The organism is Psychrobacter nivimaris, assembly GCF_043419765.1.
Taxonomy (GTDB): domain Bacteria; phylum Pseudomonadota; class Gammaproteobacteria; order Pseudomonadales; family Moraxellaceae; genus Psychrobacter.
This window is the reverse complement of sequence record NZ_JBHOFX010000002.1, coordinates 621,119-645,317: the sequence shown is the minus strand read 5'-3', so window position 1 is coordinate 645,317 and position 24,199 is coordinate 621,119. Positions and strand designations below refer to the sequence as shown.

Annotated in this window: 13 protein-coding genes; 12 read left to right on the top strand and 1 reads right to left on the bottom strand. The window is 43.4% G+C overall.

All coding sequences use genetic code 11. From position 1 onward, the window contains the following. The first annotated feature begins 236 nt into the window (after positions 1–236). Together ACHEVO_RS06000 and ACHEVO_RS05995 are read left to right on the top strand one after the other, a co-directional pair. Entirely contained in the window at positions 237–3,767 is a 3,531-nt protein-coding gene (locus tag ACHEVO_RS06000; RefSeq protein ID WP_394124282.1) for an autotransporter assembly complex protein TamA, read from the top strand. A 119-nt stretch (positions 3,768–3,886) separates the two neighbouring features. After that, positions 3,887–8,881, top strand: coding sequence for a translocation/assembly module TamB domain-containing protein (locus ACHEVO_RS05995; RefSeq protein ID WP_394124281.1), 4,995 nt, complete (start codon positions 3,887–3,889; stop codon positions 8,879–8,881). A gap of 323 nt (positions 8,882–9,204) precedes the next feature. Here the strand turns inward: ACHEVO_RS05995 and hemP are convergent, their stop codons facing one another. Beyond that, positions 9,205–9,363: a hemin uptake protein HemP gene (hemP, locus tag ACHEVO_RS05990; RefSeq protein WP_227672156.1), complete on the bottom strand. Its 159-nt coding sequence runs from the start codon at positions 9,361–9,363 to the stop codon at positions 9,205–9,207. A gap of 299 nt (positions 9,364–9,662) precedes the next feature. Between hemP and ACHEVO_RS05985 the strand changes: the two genes are divergently transcribed. The 10 genes from ACHEVO_RS05985 (at position 9,663) to ACHEVO_RS05940 (ending at position 24,163) form a co-directional block, all read left to right on the top strand. Next, entirely contained in the window at positions 9,663–10,799 is a 1,137-nt protein-coding gene (locus ACHEVO_RS05985; RefSeq protein ID WP_394124280.1) for an NUDIX domain-containing protein, read from the top strand. A gap of 449 nt (positions 10,800–11,248) precedes the next feature. Beyond that, the gene (locus tag ACHEVO_RS05980; protein ID WP_394124279.1) at positions 11,249–12,481 is read left to right on the top strand and encodes a lipocalin family protein; all 1,233 of its coding nucleotides are present in this window, start codon (positions 11,249–11,251) and stop codon (positions 12,479–12,481) included. 352 nt (positions 12,482–12,833) lie between these two features. Beyond that, the gene (locus tag ACHEVO_RS05975; protein ID WP_394124278.1) at positions 12,834–14,276 is read left to right on the top strand and encodes a glyceraldehyde-3-phosphate dehydrogenase; all 1,443 of its coding nucleotides are present in this window, start codon (positions 12,834–12,836) and stop codon (positions 14,274–14,276) included. A 290-nt stretch (positions 14,277–14,566) separates the two neighbouring features. Continuing rightward, positions 14,567–15,772 (top strand): Obg family GTPase CgtA, encoded by a 1,206-nt coding sequence (gene cgtA, locus ACHEVO_RS05970; protein WP_057759175.1) that lies wholly within the window; start codon positions 14,567–14,569, stop codon positions 15,770–15,772. Between the two features lie 78 nt (positions 15,773–15,850). Continuing rightward, positions 15,851–17,023 carry a glutamate 5-kinase gene (gene proB, locus ACHEVO_RS05965; RefSeq protein WP_057759177.1) on the top strand — a complete coding sequence of 391 codons (1,173 nt, stop codon included), beginning with the start codon at positions 15,851–15,853 and terminating at the stop codon, positions 17,021–17,023. Positions 17,024–17,115: 92 nt separating this feature from the next. Beyond that, positions 17,116–18,252 (top strand): uroporphyrinogen decarboxylase, encoded by a 1,137-nt coding sequence (gene hemE / locus ACHEVO_RS05960; protein WP_102091948.1) that lies wholly within the window; start codon positions 17,116–17,118, stop codon positions 18,250–18,252. A gap of 136 nt (positions 18,253–18,388) precedes the next feature. Further along, positions 18,389–19,456 (top strand): N-acetyl-gamma-glutamyl-phosphate reductase, encoded by a 1,068-nt coding sequence (gene argC / locus ACHEVO_RS05955; RefSeq protein WP_394124277.1) that lies wholly within the window; start codon positions 18,389–18,391, stop codon positions 19,454–19,456. A gap of 103 nt (positions 19,457–19,559) precedes the next feature. After that, positions 19,560–20,426 (top strand): hypothetical protein, encoded by an 867-nt coding sequence (locus ACHEVO_RS05950; protein WP_394124276.1) that lies wholly within the window; start codon positions 19,560–19,562, stop codon positions 20,424–20,426. A 151-nt stretch (positions 20,427–20,577) separates the two neighbouring features. Then, complete coding sequence (locus tag ACHEVO_RS05945; RefSeq protein WP_057759185.1) at positions 20,578–20,985, top strand: ATP-dependent Clp protease adaptor ClpS; 408 nt, start codon at positions 20,578–20,580, stop codon at positions 20,983–20,985. 637 nt (positions 20,986–21,622) lie between these two features. After that, a complete protein-coding gene (locus ACHEVO_RS05940) occupies positions 21,623–24,163 on the top strand; it encodes an AAA family ATPase (RefSeq protein WP_394124275.1) in 2,541 nt (846 codons plus the stop codon). Positions 24,164–24,199: the final 36 nt, after the last annotated feature.

Sequence of the window (24,199 nt, the reverse complement as noted above, 5' to 3'; positions counted from 1 at the left end):
GAAAACAAAGGCTACTACCCATTAGTGCTATCTATAAGCTAGTAGCCTTCTCTAAGCTAGTAGACCTATAAGGCGATAGATATACAGTGCTAAAGCCGACACTATAGATAACCAGTCATAAAATTAAAGTAGTAAACCATTAATTCCAGATAACTGCTATAAGTTTATTCACCGGTCAGACTTGACGATCGTTATCGTTGATAAGATTGTGCCGCGTGAGCTGATAGGACGTAAAGATGATAAAGCAGCCTTCAACTCGAGCATGCAAGGGTCTAATGATGCAGCGTGACACAGCCATAATCCAAAACGATAATAATAATCCAAGTACATATCCAGCAGCGCCGCGTAAAAATTTCAGACGCTCGGCATTGTGCACTGCGCTTGCGACCAGTTTGTTCGGTATAGCACCTGCGGCAATGGCAGATACCATTAATAATGTAAACAATACCGCTATCACCAACTCATCTGCTGCTGAGCAAACTGATAGCAATCAAACGCTTAGTAACCAGACTAACAATAGTCAAAGTGCGAATGAGCAAGCATCTATCAAGCAATCAGCTACATTGTTCGATGACGATACTCAGCTAGATATGGCTCTAGATGCGCTACGTCTAAAAAAAGCAGTGGAACAAGGCATCATTGATCAGTCAGTATTGGACGACTATAGCGAACAAAGCCTAGGAATTAAAAAACCTAACTCGACAAAGTCAGGATCTAAAAACGCAACTTCTCAAAACAAAAACGCTCAAAATCTAGAAACTTTCACTGATAGTCCGAGTACTTCATATAATCCAAATAACGCTCAATCAATCGCTTCTAATGATGACCTGTTGCAACAAGCAACCGAGATTCAGCAGCAGGGTTATCAAATGATGACACCTGAGCAGATCGATCGTGAGCTAGCGGCAATGGATGCGCAGAATGCTCAAGATATTGATAGTATCAATATTAGCAATAATGACAGTGACTTTGATGCGCCAATCGCTACGTTAGATGACACAACATCACCAATTGGTCTCGATGTAGAGCTAGATGCGACAAACTTGCCAGCACCCAACAACCTTGATACGTTGGGTAGAAATGAAACAACGCAAGAACAGGCGAGCACAGCTGAAGGGATGTCACGTCCGATTGAGGTAAGTGGCGCTGTTAGCAATGAAGATGCCGTTAGTAATGAAGCTATTGTTAAGAATGAAAATGGCCTGACGACTGATGATAGTAGTGATGAGGTGATAGCTGGCACGAATGTGCCTGCCAATGTAGAAGGTACGACGACAGATATTATCAATCCGAATGACTATCTACCAGATTATCAGAATGATACTCAGGCCGTCGACCAAAGTATCGAACAAGCCAATAGACCACGGCCACGCGCGCGCAATAGAGGCAATATCGTGACGCGTCTGTACAATCGCTTTTTTAACGACGGTGGCGTAGTGGCTTTGCCAAATGTAGAAACCGCTATTTATCTAGAGCAAGTATCTGCTGAAGACTCCCCTAATGGTAAGGCTCAACTGTTTGAGGCTGATAATGACATTCAGCCAATGAAAAACATCAAAGCAGCACTGGATGATACTTCCGTTCAGTCGGTTATTGACTTTACTGCGGCATTGCCACGTTTGCGCGAAACAGCACAGAATGCTGCTAAAGCCGTTGGTTACTATGAGGTTGAGATGCGTTTGACCCAACCTGACCGTGACACAGTTAATGTTGTGATTGAAGAGCTAGGCGAGCCGGTACTGGTAGACAGCCGTATTATTGAGATTCGCGGTGAGGGCAGTGAGCAGGAAGAGTTTGCATCGCTTGAGGCAGACTTGCCGCCGCAAGAAGGTGATATTTTTAATCACCGTGTCTATAAGAGCAGTAAAGCGGCTTTAGAGTCCTTGAGCAATACCTATGGCTATTTCGACCAGTACTGGCTGAACAAATCTGTTGATATCATCTTGCCGGACAATAAAGCAGATGTCTCGTTGGTTTACAACACGGGTGATCGTTACGAGTTTGACGATGTGGTGTTTTTTACTTACGACAAAGAAACCAATACGCTGACCCAAGATCCTGACAAGCTACCAGTAGAGCTTTCATTATTACAACAGCTCTATGGCTTTACGCCGGGTGAGCCGTTTTATCGTCCAGCAGTTACTAAGTTCAGTAATGACCTATCGGCAACTCGTTACTTTAATACGGTCAACGTCGAGTCGATACTACCACCAACTGATAGTAGTGAAGCTGGTACCTTAGCGTTTGACAATGCTGCTACCGAGGGTAACGACACATTAGATGACGATATTAACAATGTAGACAATGATGGCGTCGCAGGTCTGAGTAGCAATGATGGGGCAGCTGCCTTAAATGTGACTGCTAGCAAAGAAGATACGGTCAATGATAATAGCGACATAGGTGCAGAGAGCGATAATGCTCTGAGTGCTAATAGTGGCGAGACGGTCAATGAAGCGGATATCGCTGCTATTGATTTTGAGGCTGATGAAGCCACCCTTGATAAGCTGCAAGCCATCAGACAAAAAGCAGAACGACTAAGCCGCTTGCCGAATGATCGCGTGCTTGATGAAAAAGATCAGGAAGCTGACAATCTATTGGGCAAAATCAGTGACTCAATTAGTAATGTCGCACAAAAGATATTCCCTGACGAAAAGAGTCTGATCGCTGACGAGAACTTTGTACCGCCAACGCTAGCAGGACGTAAAACGCCGCAAGACGTTGCAGAAAGCAAAAAAGTACCTTTATATGTGTTTGTATACGCGGATAAACCACGTGATGCCCAAGTCGGTCTGGGTTATGGAACAGACACAGGCGTTCGCGCCACCGCAAAGATAGACTATAACTTGCTCAATCGCCAAGGCTACCAAGCAGGTGCAGAAACAGAAGTATCGAGAATCAGCAAAAACGTGGCTGTGTATGCCAGTCGACCATGGAATCATCCGCTCAATGATAAGTTAGATGGGCGTCTTACTTATGAAGAGGAAGTGATTGACCAAGGCGAAGGCAACTTCGATCTGTCGACAACAACGCTAAAAGCGGCTTTGGCACGTAATATCCGTAGTGACACCGGCTGGAATCGTAGCTACTCTGTGCGTTACCGCTTGGATGAGCTTGAGACGGGGGTTGATGGAGCAGCACTAGATGATCTGCCTATCCGCTTTACCTCTTCAAGTCCGAAACAGCGCGCGCTATTGTTTGGCTATGGTGTGAATAAAACAGATACTGACAATGCTACCAATCCAACGCAAGGCATGCGCCAGTACTACTCAATCGAGGCTGGCACTGACAGCGCATTCAGTGATACCGATATGGCGATTATTCGCGCAGGCGTTAGTGGTATCTATAGCTTTGGCGAAGACAAAAAGCATCAAGTATTAGGTAGTGCCAATGCAGGTTATATCTGGGCAGATGATTTTTACGATGTGCCTTATAAGTTGCGTTTCTTTGCAGGTGGCGATCAGAGTATTCGTGGTTATGACTATGAGAGCTTGTCACCATTAGACAAAGGCTATCTGACGGGCGGGCAGGTGCTAGCGGTCGGTAGTGCTGAGTATAACTATGAATTTAAACCAGGTTTCCGTGGCGCATTCTTCACAGATGTCGGTAATGCCTATGACAAAGATTTTGACACTGAGACAAAAGTCGGCGTCGGCGTCGGTATTCGCTGGGCATCGCCTGTAGGAATGGTACGTGTCGATGTGGCTGCTGGTGTGACCGAAGAAAGTATTCCAGTACGACTGCACTTCTTTATTGGGTCACCGTTATAATCGCTTAATGCAGTAGTTCCAAATGTTTAGTAGTTCCAAATGTTTAGTAGTTCCAAATGTTCTAATTATCACTTATCGTACCGATTGCTGGTCTTCATTTTTTAACGTAGTTGAGTGTCATGCTGACAGAAAATACCCCGCCTAATAATGCTCCAGATGAAGATCCAGCACAGCGTGATGCCCGTGCCGTTAGGCGTTGGTATCCGTTGTCATTTCTGCTTAAACTGCTGGTATTGGTGCTTATCGTACTAGCCATCATGTTTGCCATATTCTTTTATGCGGCAGGGACGGACGCTGGTACGAAGTTTATATTAGAAAAAATCAGTGTTGAAACAGGTATTGATTTCAAATACGGACGCGGTAACTTGCGCGATGGTATTTGGGTCACCGATATCGATATTGAAGCGACTGAAGATCTTGAGATATTAGTAGATAAGGCCTACGTCAAAATAGGTTGGCGTGCAGTATTTGCAAAAGAAGTGCATTTAAGTGATGCAGACATCCAGACCATAGAGATCATCAATAAAAAACCGCCTACTGGTGAACCGTTTGATTATAAAACTTTAAAATTGCCAGTGAATTTGCGTTTTGACCAAGCAAAAATTAAGAAAATCACTTATAAGCAAGTAACCAAAGATCCTATCGTTATTCAAGACATTACGGCGCGTGACCTGACGTGGGTAGGTAGTACGGTGACTGTTGGCCGTGGTGACTTGCAGTACGCTGATATTGTGAAAGTCAGTGCCTTACAAGGAGAGATCGACCTACAGGGCGACTATCCACTAGATTTGAGTGCGATTGCGGAAGTCAGTGCCCTTGAAAAAGCCTATATCGACCCGTTAAACATATCTGCAACGGGATCGCTCAAACGTACTGTCGGTAAAGTACGCAGTCGTTATAACGATAGCGATGTGAAAGGTGACTTTGTAGTGCAGGGGCTAGATGCGGGTGCGCCGTTCGATGCAAAACTACAGTGGGATGATATTCTTATCCCTTACGCTGACAGTCAAAACATTCGCCTACAAAGCGGTACAGCCACAGCTTCTGGTGTCATCTCTGAGATACGATTGCGTATCAATACTGAATTGACAGCCAAAGACATTCCATCAGGTCATTATCAAGGCCGCGCCGTTATTGCCAATAGTCAGCTACGTATAGATCGCCTAGATGCTGACGTGCCAGCGGGACGTTTGGCATTACAAGGTATCTTAGATTGGAAAGACAGCTTTGAGGCCACAGTGCGTGCGACGGGTAGTAATTTTAATATTCGCCAAGCTATTCCGGCTGAGTATACTGACTTTAAAGCTTATGCGCCGCAAACCCTTAACGGTAGGCTGTCACTGCGTTATCAGCAGCAGAATGCCACTGGTAATACGCAGATCGATGCAGATTTGCGTCAGCGCGATGGTGAGCATATCAATGCCAATATGGTCCGTGGTAAAACCTCTGCTAAATCTAAGCAAGTCGCGCCTTGGTATATTGATGCTAACTGGAAAAACTTAACCCGCCGTGACGTACCCAATATTGGCAATATCGACAGTCCTAGTGGGCAGGCAGACGTCATCGTTCGTGGTTCGACCTTATCAGTCGATGCCAATGCCGTTATCAATGAGCTAAATGCTGCACCCAAGGGCAACTACGATCTACGTATACGTAAGGTTGGTGATATCATAGATATCAATCATCTTAATTATAACGGCATCGTAGGAGGTTTATCCGGTACAGGACAGATTCAGTTAGCGAGCAAACAGCGTCCACTGACATGGCAGATTGACGCTAGTACCAAAGGTTTACTCCCTAAGAAATATCGTAGCGATTTACCGCTTGAGCGCCTAACAGGTAGTATAAGTGCGCGTGGTCGATTGCTAAACATCACCAAAAATGGTGTCAGCGGTCAACGTCACGTGATTACTTTAAACAACACTGATATGCAAGCGCAGCTCGATGCATCGCAAGCAGATCGTGCTATCGGTATTACTGGTGCTGGTGATGCCAGTGTCGATATCGTAGGTGGTGAGCTGTCAGTCTTTGATGCGCGTTTTGATGGTCGGATTGATACAGCAGATGTACCGCAAGGTCGTCTGTCTATCGATGCTGCGGGTACGCCAAAGCTGATTAGTATTCGTAAGCTGAACTATAAGGGTGAAGCGGGCGCAGTTGATGCGAAAGGGGTCATCGACTTACGTAAAAATATTGGCTGGAATATAGATGGTCGTTTTGACCAGTTCAACTTGGGTTATTTTTTACCCAATAATCCAGCGATAATTACAGGCGACCTAAAAACTAGTGGCGAATGGCAAAATGCGCCAAAAAACAGCAAAAACACCGCAGGCACATTGCAGCGCTTTGCCGTAAATTTCAACGGCATATTAGATGCCGAGCAATTGCCAGCAGGTAAGCTGAATATAGAAGCCAGTGGTGACAGTCAGTTGATCCGTATCAACCGTTTCCGTCATGTGGGTGCGGCAGGTAGTATTGATGCCAGCGGTACCGTTGATGTGCGTCAAGGCGTTGCATGGGATATCAACGCAGTGATGGATCGCTTTAACATTGGCTATTTTCTAAAAGATACCCCAAGCCTTATTACTGGTACGATTGATACAGATGGCCGCTGGAGTGACACGCAGCAGATCGTCAATATTAAACAAGTCAATCTGAATGGCATGCTAAAAGGGCAGCAACTGAGTGCCAAAGGCAGCCTATCAGCAAAGATGCGTTTGCCTAAAGATTTAGCGAGTTACTTCAAACAGCTTCAGACCCAAGATGCCCAAGCGCAATACAAGCAAGTAAATGCTTTGATTGATAGCTTAAACGCTAATAATCTGGTGCTGCGTTGGGGTGACAATTACGTTACGGCTAACGGCAATGCCAAGCAGCTACAAACCAAAATTAATATCACCAGTCTAGATCAGCTGTCTAGTCAACTGGCTGGTAAAGTCACTGGCGGTGCCACGTTGTCTCAACCAGCTGGTCAAGCACTGCCTACTATTTATATTGACTTGGTCGGTGAGCGACTCGCGCTACCTGGCTTTATATTGCGTCAAGGCCGTGTACGCGGCAAGCTCGTCAACTTAGCCAATAGCCCAAGCCAGTTAATCGTGACGGCTGAAGGCCTAGATGCTGCTGGTCAAAGTTTCGATAGTGTTAAAGCGTCTTTTAATGGTACCGAAAAATCTCATGTGGTCGATCTAAATGTAGCCAATAAGCAACTCGATGTCGGCGCTAGGCTAAAAGGTGGTTTTGATCGAGATAGGCTAAGTTGGTCAGGTGTCATTGGAAAAGGCCGCATTAAATCTAAATATGCGACTTTGAATCAGTTGCAACCTGCACAGCTGATTGTGAATTTACCTTACAATCAAGGTGGTGAAAACCGTGATCTAAAAGTACAGCTTGCCGCTCACTGCTGGCAGGCCACGGATCAAACCGGCAAGCTCTGTCTACGAGAAAAACTAGTGGCATCGCCAGACCAAGGTGAGGTCAATGTAGCGTTGCAGAATTTAGATACGTCGTTATTCTCAGTGTTCTTGCCAGAAGATATTGACTGGAATGGTAAGATTAATGGTAAAGCAATCGTCGGATGGCAACGTGGTCGTCCGCCAACCATTAATACCACGCTATACTCAGACAATGGCAAGATAGGCCTTGTTCAAGATGGCGAGAGCACATCAATGACCTTGCCATACAAGCGTGTCTCTCTCATTGCTTTGTCTGTGCCTGAGGGTATCAAACTGCGTACCGATATCAATACTGGACGCGGTGCGCGTGGCTATGCTGAAGTGATCGTCGATCCTTATAAAGACCCTAAACCAATCTCTGGTGCATTGGTACTGAACGAGCTTGATCTTGCGATATTTAAGCCTTTCTTCCCTGGTATGCGCGTCCTAAGAGGTAACGTCACAATGGCGGGTGGCCTAGGCGGTACCTTAACCAAACCGCAGTTCTATGGCGACGTAAAACTCTCTGACGGCCGTATAGCCATGCTTGATTTGCCAGTGAATTTGTCCAAAGTAAATGCGGCAGCCAAAATCCGCGGTACACAAGCGACCATTGATGGCACATTCAATAGTGGTACAGGTGAAGGCGAACTATCAGGGACAGTCAACTGGCAGCAAAAACTGCAGGCCAAGTTGAGTATCGTCGGTGAAGGCCTAGTCATTACTCAGCCTCCATTACTGGTTGCTGAGATTGATCCTGATATCGATATTATCGTGCGCCCAGGTGACCGTTATGTTGATATAAAAGGAGCGATCAGTGTGCCGTCTGCGACCATTCGTCCTCCTGAAGCTAGCGAAGATATCATCACTCAGACTGAGGATGCAGTAGTACTAGATCGTCGTTTGATTGGTAATATCGATGAAGTACTGGCTATCTCAAAACCTTGGTCAATCAATGCTGATATCGGTGTTGATTTGGGCGATGATATCAACTTCCGTGGTTTTGGCGCCGTCATTCCATTGGCAGGGGCGATTAATGTTACTCAGAATGGCACAGGTATCATGCGTGCCAGAGGTGTTGTACAGGTCTCACGCCGTACCAACATCAATGCCTTTGGACAAAGCCTAGAGCTGAATTATGGTCAAGTTCGTTTTAATGGTGATGTGATGAAGCCGAGTCTGAGTATTGAAGCGGCCAAAACGATTAACGGCAAAACAGTCGGTCTGCGTGTCAAAGGAACGACTGAAAGCCCCAATATTATCGTCTTTAACAATGCAGGACTGACCCAACAACAAGCCATGAACGCGTTGGTAACGGGTCGCATCGATAATAAGAGCGCGACACAAATTAGTGAGCAAGGGTTTAAATCGCAAGTGACCAATAATTTGGCCGCTGCTGGACTGAGCTTTGGTCTGAGTGGCACTCGTAGCCTGACCAATCAAATCGGACAAGCATTTGGCTTGCAGAGTCTGACAGTCGATGCCTCAGGTAGTAGCGAGGACACCAATGTCAACGTCACAGGTTATGTGACCCCTGATTTATACATTCGCTATGGTGTGGGTGTTTTCAACGCCCAAAACAGTCTTTCTGTTCGTTATCAATTGACACGCCGTATCTATGTGGAAGCAAGCTCAGCAGCTGAAAATGCAGTGGATGTGGTCTATAGTTGGCAGTTCTAAATTGTTTATTAGGGCATGTCCTCAATTCAATCGATAGTTATCTAAATGGGTTAAAAATGGCTAAATCTTGCCAAATGGCGTCAAATAGCTGACTAATATCTTGATATTATCTGCGCTATTTTCCTTGTTTGACTGCGATTTATCTCATTTTTATCACCATTTTTAAAATGAGGACACGCCCTAGTAAGACAACTGCTTTCTAGTTGATGTCAGCTGAGAGAGCTTTTGAAATTATTTTTAAGTTGTATAACCTATAAAAAAACGCCTTCATTATGAGGCGTTTTTTTATAGAAGTATTGAACAAGGTGTCACTGAAGTAGACGTTACTTGGTTAAAATCAAGCGATTGTTGCGAGTTAGGCGTAGTCGATACTCTTCGCCTTCATGCTCGATACGTACCTCTTTAGTCAGTGCAAATAGATGTTGTGATTGCAAAGTAGGCAGACGGTTTTCACGACAGTTTAAATAACGAGAGATGACCATGCTCATAGTAAATTCCTTTTGAGAAGAAGTGGCTTAAAAAATTGGCTAACCATAGCGTAATTGTTTTTAACGATAATAATTATCATTTAGATTTTATAAATTTGCAAGGCAATTGATAAAATAAAATGCAGTTATTATGTAAACTTATCTAAGTTTACTGTTATAAACTATTTCGATTAAGTATTTTATCTAAATAAATTAATGAGTTAAGTGGTAAATCCAAATAAATCATCTAGCCTATAAAAACTATTAAATTATCAGAAATAATCAAAGTAAATACCGAAATAAAGGATATAAGTATGTCGAACGGGTCAAATCAACAATCAGAGACGAAGCCGGACAGTAAAACAAATAGTAATACGAAAACTAAAAAACCTAGCATCGTAAATGTTGCAGTGGCTGTCATTCATTATAAAGATCAGTATTTGCTTGGGTTTCGAGATGCTACTCAACATCAAGGAAATCGTTACGAGTTCGTCGGTGGAAAGATAGAAGCGAATGAGTCAGTAGCGCAGGCGTTGATAAGAGAAGTGGCGGAAGAGACGGGTATTCTGCTTGATAATAATACTGTCGTTAAGCTTGGGCGTTTGCATCATGATTATGGCGATAAGCAGGTCAGCTTACAGGTTTATAAGATTGAGCTGACAGCCGAGCAGTACGAGCAGCATAAACACCGTGAGCAGGGTTTAGAAGGGCAGGCACTGACTTGGGTAAGCAAATCAAAGCTTTTGACAGGAGAGTATCATTTGCCCGCTGCTAATAAGACAATCCTTGAATGGTTGAAGCTCCCATCGAAGATAGCGATTACTTATCCTCTAGCACATTTCGGCACAAACACTGATGCAGCAGCGGCATGGCTACAGTATCATCAAGAAAAGCTAGCATCAGAGTCATGGGTATATATCCGCTTAAAGGATGTAAATTCTAAGCATCTTGCTGAGCAATTGATAACGGCACGTCCAGATATTTTAGCTATTTTACCTAATGATAATGAGCAGCCTTTAAATGGGCAAGGCTCACTAACCGCTAATGAGACAGAAATGGGCCAGCGAATAGTTGCCGAGCATCTGACACACTCGACACTGATGCAGTGTTTCGATGGGGTAGGCAATCCTACAGCTCTTACACAGTCGTTATCTAAAGACCATCCGCTCATCGTCAGCTGTCATAACATCGCGAGCATAACGGCAGCCAATCAACTTGCCAACATGAGGATACAACAGGGGCTACCACCAGTGATTGGTACTTTCGTATCGCCTGTACTCGCTACCCAAACGCATCCTAATGACGTACCGCTTGGCTGGGAAGCATGGTCAGCGTTGGCAGAGTTAGCTGATATGCCTGTTATTGGGTTAGGTGGTCTAGAGCCTGCTATGCTCAATCAAGCATTGCAGTATGGCGGTATCAGTGTGGCAGGTATTCGTCAGTTTATATAATCCGCATGACTCAAGAAAGCTATCTACAAGCTATAATTCCATTTGTCTGAATGTGACCCGTATTAGAAATGCGTATTAAGCTTAGTAAGTTCAAATAACTGATTTTTAACTTAGTTATCCAGTAAGTAACTGTGTGGTTATGATGTGTTCAAACAACACTCAAACCCCATAGTTACTTACAAACCGTTGCGTTTTCCTACATTGCACTACTGTTTTAATAGTCCAGTTGTCCTTAATATATATTGCATATCTACGATACGTTGATCTTATTTCTATAGACAAGTGACTAACCAAAAGTAATGCTCAAAATACAATAATAAAAAAGCTTTTGTAGAGTCAAGTTTTGCACAAATAATTTATACCAAAGCAAATGGCTTTTAGAAAACGAGACCAAATAGATGCCGTACATAAAGCGTTTTTAACAATCACTATTTAAGAATGGTACTCCTATGAAAACCAATAAGTTACCTGAGTCAGCATGGACTGATTCACAGGCAGCTGGTTCTCAAATTCAGCAGCCTAAGCAATCGCTCAATGACAATGAATATGGCGATGATACGCAACAGACAAACCAAGCTAGTAACGATGCTAGCTATAATCACGACAGCTCGAATGGCGAATATTCGCACCATCTGGCAAAAGACACGTCTTCGCAAGACAGCTATTTTGGATACAAAAGCGCCGACAATAGCCTTAGGGCAAAAGAGTCAGCTATGAGTAACAATGAAATAAGCAAAGATCTAAAAAATAGTAATGAGGACAATCATGACGTGGCTAGCGGCTACAAATCATCTGGCTACAAGTCAGCGCAAAATAAGCAGCCACAAAAGCTAAATGAAGATGAGCCATTAATGTCAGGACTGTTAGAGGATCAAATAGATAATCTAAACAGTAGTTCTGAACACGCCATCGACGCTGAGCAAATGAGTGATGCATCAACAAACAATTCATCTTACAAAGAAATACCGGAGCGCATATTTATGAATGGACTAATCAAACATACAGGCATTGCCTTAGCGATTATTATACCGTTAGCAGCGTTCTCAGCTTATGCGGCCACGCCGCCAGTAAACACGTCACCTAACAACGTAGCAACTAATGGCATGTCTGATGATGCGATGAGTGAGAAGACCACGACTGATGTGCTAACGGTTAAGCCGAGTGATATTATTCATAAATCTGCAAGCACGCCAACTACTGTAGATAGCGTAGATCTAAATACCTATGCAGGTACTTGGTATGAAATTGGCCGTTTGCCGATGTATTTTCAGCGCAAGTGTGCTGGTGATGTGACCGCCAATTATGCTCAAAAAGATGACGGCTCAGGAATCACGGTTACTAACAAATGTGTGAGCGAGGACGGTTCAGGTATTGTCGCAGAAGGTTTGGCTAAGCCAGTCGATGAAAGCGGCAGCAAACTAAAAGTGACGTTCTTACCGAAGTGGATTCGTTGGATTCCAGTCGGCCGTGCTGATTATTGGGTGCTGGCACGTGATGCAGAGTATAAAACTGCGCTAGTAGGAACGCCTGATAAAAAATACTTATGGCTACTAGCACGCTCGCCAAATATCAGTCAGGAAACGTATACTAAATATCGTCAAATTGCTCAGCAGCAAGGTTATGACTTAAAAGAGTTTACATTGACGTCGCAGAGCAACCAAACGGTGAATCTAGCGCCATAATAGATGTAACTGAAATTACTGCTTTAATTAAACCATATAGCGATTATTATTTCATTACGTCTCGATAAGGCAGCATATAAAGCTGCCTTTACTTTTATTACTAGCTGTATATGAGAACTATACATAAGAGCTATATACGAGAATGAAACCTATTATGCACGCTAGCTAATCGGTTACTACTGGCAAAATGAGGCGTTTTAGGCTAAAATCTAGGCGATTCAAATACTCTAGCGTCAATAACCCATATTGATAGTGGTTGATTATCATATTAGAGTCGCCATTTAGAGCATACACGACCTATCTATTTTACACTTCTTCATATTTTATTGATCATACATTACTGACCATAAGGATGTTTCTCGTGAGCAACGCTGATACCTTACGCCAATTACATCAAGACCACTTGAACAACTATAACAATCAAGAGCAACAAGCGATTGAGCTTATGGGGCTACTAAACAAGCTCTATAACAAGCAAGACGTACAAGTGACTTTGTTTGGCGAAACGCTAGACTCTACCTCAGTTGGTCAAATACTCGCTTTGCATCAAAAAGTAGCACTACGCGACCATGGTGCCCAAGCTATCGATATCGCTGATACTCTAGCGATGGTAAAAGTTATCTCAGAAAACACTGATATCCAAGCCACTCGTATCGATGTTGGTCAATTGATTGCTAATGATACTGACTTACAGACCGCTCTACAGTCTATCAACAATGCTGGTGCTATAAATGGCGCGACGGATGTTGTACTGTATGGTTTTGGCCGTATCGGTCGTATCTTGACTCGTCTGCTATTGTCACAAGCGTCAAGCGCGAAAGGTCTACAACTAAAAGCGATCGTTGTACGTCCAGCCGCTGCTGGTGACTTGGCTAAGCGTATCTCATTGCTTGAGCGTGATTCAATCCATGGTAGATTCTTAGGCGGCATCAGCATTGATGATGATAATAACGGCATGATCGTTAACGGCCGTTTCGTACAAGTTATCTATGCCAAAGACCCAAGCGAAATCGACTATACTGCTTATGGTATTGACAATGCTCTTGTTATCGATAACACAGGTATCTGGAAAGACGAAGCAGGCCTTGGTAAGCACTTACAGTCTACTGGCGTGAAAAAAGTGCTACTAACCGCACCTGCTGGCGGCGATATCAAAAACGTCGTTTATGGTGTGAACAATGACACTGTTGGTGATGATACGATCGTTAGTGCTGCTAGCTGTACGACCAATGCGATTACACCAACGCTGAATGTATTGAATGATGAGTACGGTATTGTAAATGGTCATGTAGAGACTATTCACTCATTTACTAATGATCAGAACTTGGTTGATAACTATCATAAAGCAGACCGCCGTGGTCGTAGTGCTGTGATGAACATGGTTATCACCAGTACTGGTGCTGCAAAAGCTGTTGGTAAAGCATTGCCAGAACTAAACGGTAAGCTAACGGGTAACGCTATTCGTGTACCAACACCAAACGTTAGCTTAGCAATCTTGAACGTGAATCTAAAAACTGCACCAGCAAGCGCTGATGCGTTGAATGAGTTCTTGCGTAAAATGGCCAATAGCAGCACTTGGCAGTCGCAGATTGCTTATACGGATTCTACAGAAGCGGTATCAACGGATTTCGTTGGTACGACTCATGTTGGTATTATCGATGCTCAAGCCACTATTTTGACTGACAACCAAGCTATCGTATATGTTTGGTATGACAACGAAGTAGGTTATAGTACTCAGGTATTGCGTTTGGCGACGCAAATGGCCGGAATCAGATACGCTCAGATTCCAACATAGATTACTAAATACAGTAGAGCAATAACGTCATACCAAGTATAGTAGCGCTATCGTGTCATAAGAATGGCGCTATAGCAGTTGCTACTTTAAATAGCTTGGTAGGACTTTAACTGTCATACTTAAACACCCGATAGTCCGATTGATTATCGGGTGTTATTGTCATAATGGGCACTAAGTAAAAGTAGACTTTATACAGTATTCATTTTGACGCAACAACATAGCAAAACCCCAAAATACAACCGTTGGTTGTAACCAGTTTATAGACTGGATTGTGAATTAAGGAACGTAAGATGCGATTTATTGATGAAGCCGTCGTAACGGTAAAAGCAGGTGACGGTGGTAACGGAATCGCCAGTTTTCGCCGAGAGAAGTATGTCCCACGTGGTGGACCTGATGGTGGTGATGGCGGCAAGGGCGGAGATGTATATGTCATTGCAGAAGATAACACCAACACCCTAGTTGACTATCGTTATACGCGTCGTCATGACGCCATGCGTGCTGAGAACGGCCATAGTAGAAACTGTTCAGGTAAAGGGTCTGATGATCTTTATTTGCCAGTACCAGTTGGTACCACGGTAGTTGATACCGAGACAGACGAAGTATTGGGCGATTTGATTGAGATTGGCCAGACACTACTGATTGCCAAAGGTGGCGACGGTGGTCTAGGTAATACCCATTTTAAAAGCTCAACCAACCAAGCACCGCGTAAAGCGACGTCAGGTTTTGAAGGTGAGCTAAAAGTTCTTAAGTTTGAGCTAAAGGTAGTGGCTGATGTTGGTTTGATTGGTTTGCCGAATGCTGGTAAATCGACCTTTATCCGTCAAGTTTCTGCTGCTAGACCAAAAGTAGCTGATTATCCGTTTACCACCCTAGTACCAAACTTGGGTGTGGTCGATATTGGTCGCCATCGCTCATTTGTGATGGCCGATATTCCTGGTCTTATTGAAGGTGCATCAGAAGGCGCAGGACTTGGTATTCGCTTCTTAAAGCATGTTGCGCGTACCCGTCGTTTGCTACACTTAGTTGATGTCAAGCCTGTTGATGGCAGCGACCCAGTTGAGAATGCTCGCGTTATCTTGAACGAGCTTGAGCGTTTTTCTCCTGAATTAGCCAACTTACCGCAGATTTTGGTATTAAACAAAATCGATCAGGTTAATGATGAAGATTTGAACGCGCTTTGTACTCATATCGTCGCAGAGCTTGGTTGGACTGGTATGGTCTTCCGTACGGCAACGCTAACTGGTGAAGGCGTTGATGCGGTCAAATATCATCTAATGAATGACATTGAACTTGAGCGTGAGCGTGAAATAGAAGATCCTATCTTCGCTGAAGCACAAAAAGAGCGTTTTGAGCGTTTAGAAGCTGAAGTACGTCTTAACACTGAAGCACAGCGTGAAGCATATCGTGCGGCTCGTAAAGCAGCACGTGAAGGCTTGGATGCGTCTGATTTTGACGACGATGATGACGATGGCGTTGAGGTAATGTACGTTCCTTAAGCTAGTATGCTTGAGCAGTTATACTTGAATTGTGAATTTAATCCCTACAATCAATTGATATGAAAAAAAGGAGTTTATATGGCAGATGACATAGCAAACACGATGGAAGAAGCAAGATTTGTTAAGCAAACTCGCAACTTTGATATTCAGCGCGTTATTGTCAAAATTGGTTCATCACTATTAACCAATAACGGTCGAGGGCTGGATCGTACTGCCATATATGAGTGGGCAAAGCAGATTGCTAAGCTACACAAAAAAGGCGTTGAGGTACTGCTAGTATCATCAGGTGCCGTTGCTGAAGGTGTGGTACGTATGAACCTTGAGGAACGTCCCAAGAAACTAGCAGCATTACAAGCCTGTGCTTCTATTGGTCAAATGGGGTTGATTGAAACATGGTGGTCAGCTTTGATTCAGCATGGTATTCAAAGCTCGCAGCTACTGCTAACTCATGATGACTTGTCTAATCGTAGCCGTTACCTTAATACGACTGGGGCGTTGACCCAGTTATTAGAATGGCGCGTACTACCTGTTATCAACGAAAACGATACCATCACGATTGATGAGATTAAATTTGGCGATAACGATACCTTGGGTGCGATGGCAGCCGCGATGGTTAATGCGGATTTGTACATTATCTTAACCGATCAAGAAGGCGTCTTTACTGATAACCCACGTGATAATCCTGATGCCAAGATGATTCGCCAAGAACGTGCAATGGCGGATTATTTATTTGATATTGCAGGAGATGGCGGTAAGCTTGGACGCGGTGGTATGTTAACCAAAATCCGTGCTGGACGCCTTGCGGCAATGGGTGGCTGTCCTACTGTTATTGTCAGCGGTGCTATCGATGACGTTATTACCCGTGTGGTATCAGGTGAAGCCGTAGGTACATTGTTGACGACTAATGACGAAGATAAAATCATCGCGCGTAAACAATGGCTAGCTGCGCATCTGCGTATGTCAGGTAGCTTGGTCGTCGATGCAGGTGCTGCAAGAGCATTGACTGAGCATAATAGAAGTCTATTGCCAGTGGGTGTTGTAGAAGTGCAGGGCGGGTTTGATGAAGGTGATGTGGTAGAAATCATTCATCAAGATACTGGCGAACGCATAGCCGTTGGGCAGGTAAACTTTTCATCGAATGATGCGCGCCGCGTCGCTCGTGAGCGTACCGAACAGTTCGATAAGATCTTTGGCAGTAGCGAAGAACGTGTCGTCATGGTACACCGCGACAATCTTGCATTAACTGTATAGCGCTTTCATATAACCTTTTTTATTCAACCTATTTTATCCAGCACAATATCCATTGATAAATATGGATATTGTGCTGTTTTGGAGATTTGTACATGAGTGCTTCAGACGGTAGTAACTCGGTTCAACAACAGTTTGCACCTTTAAAAAATGATAGATTGCTACGTGCATTACGTTTTGAGCCCATTGATACCACACCGGTATGGATGATGCGCCAAGCTGGTCGTTATTTACCAGAGTATAAGGCCACTCGTGCTGAAGCGGGTGACTTTATGAGTCTGTGCAAAGATACAGCCCGCGCTACTGAAGTGACTCTGCAGCCATTGCGTCGTTATGACTTAGATGCCGCTATTTTATTTAGTGATATTCTAACTATCCCTGATGCGATGGGATTGGGCTTGTATTTCGAAACAGGTGAAGGCCCTAAGTTCAAACATCCTATTCGTGAGCAGGCTGATCTTGATAGATTGCCAGTGCTTGAGCCAAACGACTCTCTAGACTATGTCATGCGTGCCGTAACCAGCATTCGTAAAGCATTGAATGGTCAAGTTCCACTATTTGGTTTTTCTGGTAGTCCGTGGACGTTGGCTACTTATATGATAGAAGGCGGTAGCTCGAAGGATTATCGTTATACCAAAGGCTTCTTATATAGTAACCCTGATTTTTTACATCAATTATTAGACAAGCTGGCGACGTCAGTTATTGACTATTTAGATGCCCAAATCGTTGCTGGCGCTCAAATTGTACAGATATTCGATAGTTGGGGCGGGGCGTTAGGCCATCGTCAATTTATCGAATTTTCACACATTTATAATAAACGTATTGTCGCCGAACTAAAGGAACGTCATCCACAAGTACCTGTAGTGCTATTCACTAAAGGTGGTGGGTTATGGCTTGATATTCAGGCTGACAGCGAAGCAGATGTGCTAGGTCTAGACTGGACGATGCCGATTGATCGTGCGCGTCAAGTATTGACTGAGAGTCAGCGTCAGTTGACCAAAAAGCATAAAAAACTGCAAAGCAGCAAAGCTATCCAAGGTAACTTAGATCCAGCGACGTTATACGGCTCGCCTGCCACTATCCGTTCTGAAGTGAATGCCATGCTTGACCGTGCTTACGCCGACGGTGAAAAGACTGGTTACATAGCAAACTTAGGTCATGGTATCACCCAATGGGTCAATCCTGACAATGCCAAAGTGTTTGTGGATGCAGTACACGACTATAAAATTTAAGAGTCAGAATATTTAGAGAGTGATTCTGTATTTGTTCGCATTTGTGGAACTGTATAATTTATGGAACTGAATGAGTTATAAGCAAATATAGAATCTATCAGTGCATATTTAGTATTTACCAAGAAAAGGGTGTTTTATGATTTCAGCAGCGATCGTCGGTGGTACAGGCTATACGGGTATTGAGCTCATTCGCTTATTATCTGCTCATCCTGAGGTTTCTATTGATTTATTAACTTCTCGTAGCGAAGCTGGCACTCGTGCTGATGAAATCTTCCCAAGCTTACGCGGTGTGTCTGACATCGTTTTTAGCGACTTGGGTAATAATACGCTTGCTGCATTGCAAAAATGTGATGTTGTATTTTTTGCGACGCCGCATGGTGTTGCAATGAAGCAAGCTGAAGCGCTTACACAAGCTGGGGTTAAGGTCATCGATTTGGCTGCTGATTTTCGTTTGCAGTCACTGACTGACTTTGAGCACTGGTACAAACAGTCACATGCTTGTCCTGAACTGTTGAAAACAGCAGTCTACGGTCTACCAGAAATCAATCGCGACAAGCTTGCGAATGCGTTACTAGTAGGCAACCCAGGCTGTTATCCAACGACTGCGATTTTGGGTCTAAAACCAATTATCGAAGCTCAGAATAAGCAAGCAGAGCGTTTGATTGAGTCTCGTATTGTAATTGATGCAAAATCTGGTGTGTCTGGTGCAGGTCGTCAAGCATCACTTGCACTCAATTATGCTGAGACAACAGATAGCTTTAAGGCTTATAGCGTCGAAGGCCATCGTCATTTACCAGAGATTGAGCAGGGTGTTGCACAGTTATTAGACAGTCAGTTCGCGCACCGTATTCGCTTTTTGCCGCATTTAGTACCGATGATTCGTGGCATGCTAAGCTCTATTCATATGGAGCTGACTGACGCAGGTGCTGCTATCGATTGGCAGCAAGCATTTGACAATAGCTATGCGTCAGAGTTGTTTGTTGATGTCATGCCGAAGGGGCTTTATCCCGATACGCGCAGTGTTCGCGCTAGTAACCGTCTACGCATTGCGGTACATCAGGACAATGAGCGCGCTGAGCTAACGGTTATCGTCGTTCAAGATAACTTAGTCAAAGGTGCTGCTGGGCAGGCTGTACAAAACATGAATGTGATGTTCAGTTTTGATGAGTCAATGGGACTGAACTTTGCACCGATTGTTCCTTAATATCAACGACTTCATATTCCAATCATTCACATTTGCGGTGCTAGGTATTGATTATAAATTCGGCTATAATGACTTGCCCTTACCCTTAAGAGATACTGTCTAAATGCGTGTTCAGCTCGTACTACGCTTTTGCTCACAGCCAGCACGTCTATCGTGCAAAGACTCAGTTATACCTAGCTTGGAGCGCAAACAGCATTCCTTTAGAAATAATAATGTCCCGATAAGTGGTATTGCTAGCTCACAACGCGGCGCTTCTACATTGGTATTGGCACTGTTCGTTGTAGCCGTATTAGTGACAGCGGTGGTTGGGCTAATATTTGGTCATAAGCTTGGCTACCAACGTGGCCTTCATTCGATGGAAACAGAAGCCAAGCAAGCAATCATCGATAGCACTGAAGCGACACAAGCACTAGAAGATTTGCGCCTTAGCAATAAGATAGCTACTAACCAAGCGGCAACTGCCAAACAAGAACTGGCCATCAGTTTGGCTAATTTAAAAGAACTGCGTGAGAGCCAGCAAGAATTAACAGTAGAAAATAAGCAAGTATCACAGCTCAATGAGCTGTATTCAGATGTTATCCGTAAGAAAGGTGGGATGCCTTTACAGGTATTAGGTGCCAAAATTTCGCCACTACCTGAAAATGCTTTTGAGTATGGTTTTGATATTGGGATGCTCAGTAGCGATGGTCAAGCCAAACGCTTAAGGCCTGTATTGACGTTACTTAACAATGATGATCTTGTAGAAGTACCACTTGACCCTGCATATCATATGATCGAAGGTATCGTTCGGATACGTGGTCGCTTTGTAATGCCATCAGGCTTTAGACCATTGCAAGCCAAACTGACTTTGCAAGCTGGTGGTCAAAAAGTAGAGCAGTTGTATGACTGGAAGCTCGGTGATAGTGTAGATAACATGCTACCATCGCTCTTAGATTTACCAGAAGTTGATGAAAGTCCTATCGTACCTTAATTTCCTCATGTCTTATTGAAACACTCAGTGACGATGCTGTGGTTGAAATCAAAGCACAATAGCCCTAATTAGTGGTTCTGCTTTATACCATGTCTTATCGCCTGCCTTAACATTCTCTATCTTAAACTTACCTTATAATTATATTTTGATTATGATGAAAAAAATGATATCACAAGCCACGCCAACGGTTGCTGATTGGCACTTTCCCAATATGCCTGCTCATCGTGCACAAGACGGTGATACCGATGGTGAAACGTCACCGCAAGCAGATGTATTGGTCGCAGAGCCTGAAGTAGCCAAACCGCCTATGTATGCGGTCGTTATGTACAATGACAACTACACGCCGATGGAGTTTGTTGTATACATATTGCAGTCAGAATTTCGTCATAGTATGGATTCTGCGGTCGAGATTATGCTGACTATTCATAATAGCAGCAAAGGTATTGCTGGCATTTATCCCAAAGATATCGCCGAGACCAAGGCTAAAAAAGTAAATAGTCTGGCACATCGTGAAGGTTATCCGTTATTAACTCAAATCGAACCGCATCAAGGCGAGTAGAGCAATTTATTAGTTTCTTGTACTAATATATGGCTCTATTAAAGTTTTACCTACTGTTCTTTATTTCCCAGTAATTCATATCAAAGCTCACCTTTATAGTGAGCTTTTTTGACTTTTCAGTCACTCCTCTTATATACAAGTAGAATATTTTAAAATAGATTTATTATCCATAGGGCCTTGATTTCTATAGCAAATAACCCTATCTATTAGAGAATCCTATTCAATAGTCTTAGACTAAGTATCTCCGTTGAACTTGCTAAAACCACGTCATTACTAGCTTCTAAAACATCAATCTCTCTTTCTATCTAATCAGTTTTTAAACATTTAATATTCGTTATCAAGGTTGTCGCTACTAGCTTGTAGCACGCTTTGATACATTTTAGTCTGTGTTAATAGATTGACTCCGTTGAAGTATCGTGTTGATATAAAGAAAAGCGGCCATTGATAGTTATGATTACTGTTGGCTGATAGCGAGATTATAGTATTTAGTAAATAGTCTACCGCTCACCTCATTTATTCATGACTTCTAATAATACGAATATAGCCCTTGAACAATTCATCTACCGCCCTGATTTACTTACTAACTCATTCATAAAACTATCAATTATAAAGATAGATATAACCGTAGGAAGTTGTTATGTTAAGTCGTCATCTTGAAGTTTCTCTACGTTTAGCAATGACGCTTGCGCGCCAAAAATCGCATGAGTATCTCACTGTTGAACACTTGCTTTTGGCCTTATTAGAAAACACTCATGCTGCCAATACGTTGACTGCTTGTAATGCTAATGTCTCGGCGTTGCGTACCGAGCTTGAGGTTTATATTAATAAACACACGCCAACTATCGATGCTGATACAGAACAGTCACCGCAGCCGACTCAAAGCTTTGATCGTATCTTGCAACGTGCTATTTTTCACGTGCAGTCGATCGGTGGTGGTCGTTTGGTAGAAGGCTCTGATATTTTGGTCTCTATGTTTTCAGAACATGATACCTATGCTGTCTACCTGCTTAAAAAACAAGGTATCAGTCGCCTTGAGCTAACTCAGTATTTATCACATGGTCAAGATAAAGAAGAGCCTTCTGAATCACGCGGTTCTGCAGGCACTGAACGCCGTAGTGCCTCTGAAAAGACCAGTAAAGATCCACTGGTTGAATTTGCGACCAATCTAAACCAGCGAGCTGCCGAAGGTAAAACAGATCCTTTGATTGGTCGTGCCTCTGAAATTGAACGTGCTGCCCAAGTACTATGCCGTCGTCGTAAAAATAACCCATTGCTAGTAGGTGAGCCTGGCGTAGGTAAAACCTCTATTGCTGAAGGTTTGGCATGGTTAATCATTAACGATAAAGCACCAAAGCCACTTAATGGTTGCGTGATTTATAGCCTTGATATCGGTTCATTGATTGCGGGAACTAAGTATCGCGGTGACTTTGAAAAACGCATGAAGTCATTGCTTGATGCGTTAAAGAAAAAACCAAATGCTATTCTCTTTATTGATGAAATTCATATGATTATTGGTGCTGGTTCATCTATGAGCAGCAATATGGATGTGTCTAATTTGATTAAGCCTGCACTTGCCAACGGCGAGCTACGTTGTATCGGTTCAACAACCTTTACTGAGTATCGCCAAGTATTTGAAAAAGACCATGCATTGTCGCGTCGTTTCCAAAAAATCGATGTTAAAGAACCTAGTGTGGATGACACCATCGATATCCTGCGTGGCCTAAAACCTCGTTATGAAGAATTCCATAATGTTGAGTATACGGATGAAGCGTTGGTCACAGCGGTACAGTTATCAGCCAAGCATATTCATGAGCGTTTTTTACCTGATAAAGCCATTGACGTGATTGATGAAGCAGGTGCGTACAAGCGCTTAGGCGTGGTGCCTGATGTCGATGATATCGAAGCGGAAGAAAGTTTCATTGCTGATTTAGAGCAAGATTTTGATGCGCAGATTAATGCTGATATTGAAGGTATCGAGGGTGATACAGATAATGAAATGCAGGATGAAGCAGCGACTGCGAAAGCGAGCGATAGTGCTAAATCAGCAGATGGTGTGAAGTTATCAAAAGGTCAAAAGCCACCGATGAAAATCGATGTGGCTGATATTGAAGCTATTATTGCTAAATTGGCCCGTATTCCACCCAAATCTGTATCGAGTGATGATAAGAGTATCCTTGAGCATTTAGATCGAGATCTGAAGCACTTGGTATTTGGTCAAGATGAGGCAATTGCCACATTGGCTGATGCTATTAAGTTATCACGTGCAGGATTAAAAGCACCTGATAAGCCAATCGGTTCATTTATGTTTGCAGGTCCGACTGGTGTGGGTAAAACAGAAGTATCGCGTCAGTTAGCGAACCTGTTAGGTGTAGAATTGGTACGCTTTGATATGTCAGAGTATATGGAAGCGCACACGGCATCACGCTTGATTGGTGCGCCTCCAGGTTATGTTGGCTATGATCAAGGCGGCTTACTCACCGAAAAAATCAATCAGCATCCACATTGTGTGTTGTTGCTTGATGAGATTGAAAAGGCGCATCCGGATGTATTCAACCTGTTACTACAAGTAATGGACCATGGTACATTGACCGATAACAACGGTCGTGTAGCAATCTTTAAACAGGTCATCGTTATTATGACAACGAACGTTGGTGCTGATAGTATCAGTCGCTCGTCAATGGGCTTTACTCAACAAGACCATAGCCGTGATAATACAGAGTCGCTGAAACGTGTCTTTACGCCAGAGTTCCGTAATCGCTTAGACGCCATTATTCAGTTCAACCCTCTAGATACATCAGTTGTCGTATCAGTTGTCGATAAGTTCTTAGTTGAATTGCAAGTACAGCTTGATGATAAACAAGTGACATTAGAGATTGATGATGATGTACGTGATTACCTAGCAGATAAAGGCTATGACCGTCTAATGGGTGCACGTCCGATGCAACGTCTGATTCAGGATGAAATCAAAAAACCATTGGCAAGTATGATTTTGTTTGGTGATTTGGTCAATGGCGGTGTCGTACATCTGACTTTAGAGCCTAAAGTCGATGATTCCCAAGAGAGTGATACGATGAAGCTTGATAAGGTATCAGACAAAGGCTCAGCTGATAGTCGTATTATTCTAACAGTTGTTGAAACTCATGAACCGCATCCTGATTCTGAGTCTCTAGCTAGCTAAGTTACTGGTGCTAATATGACAAAAACGGCTACCGTA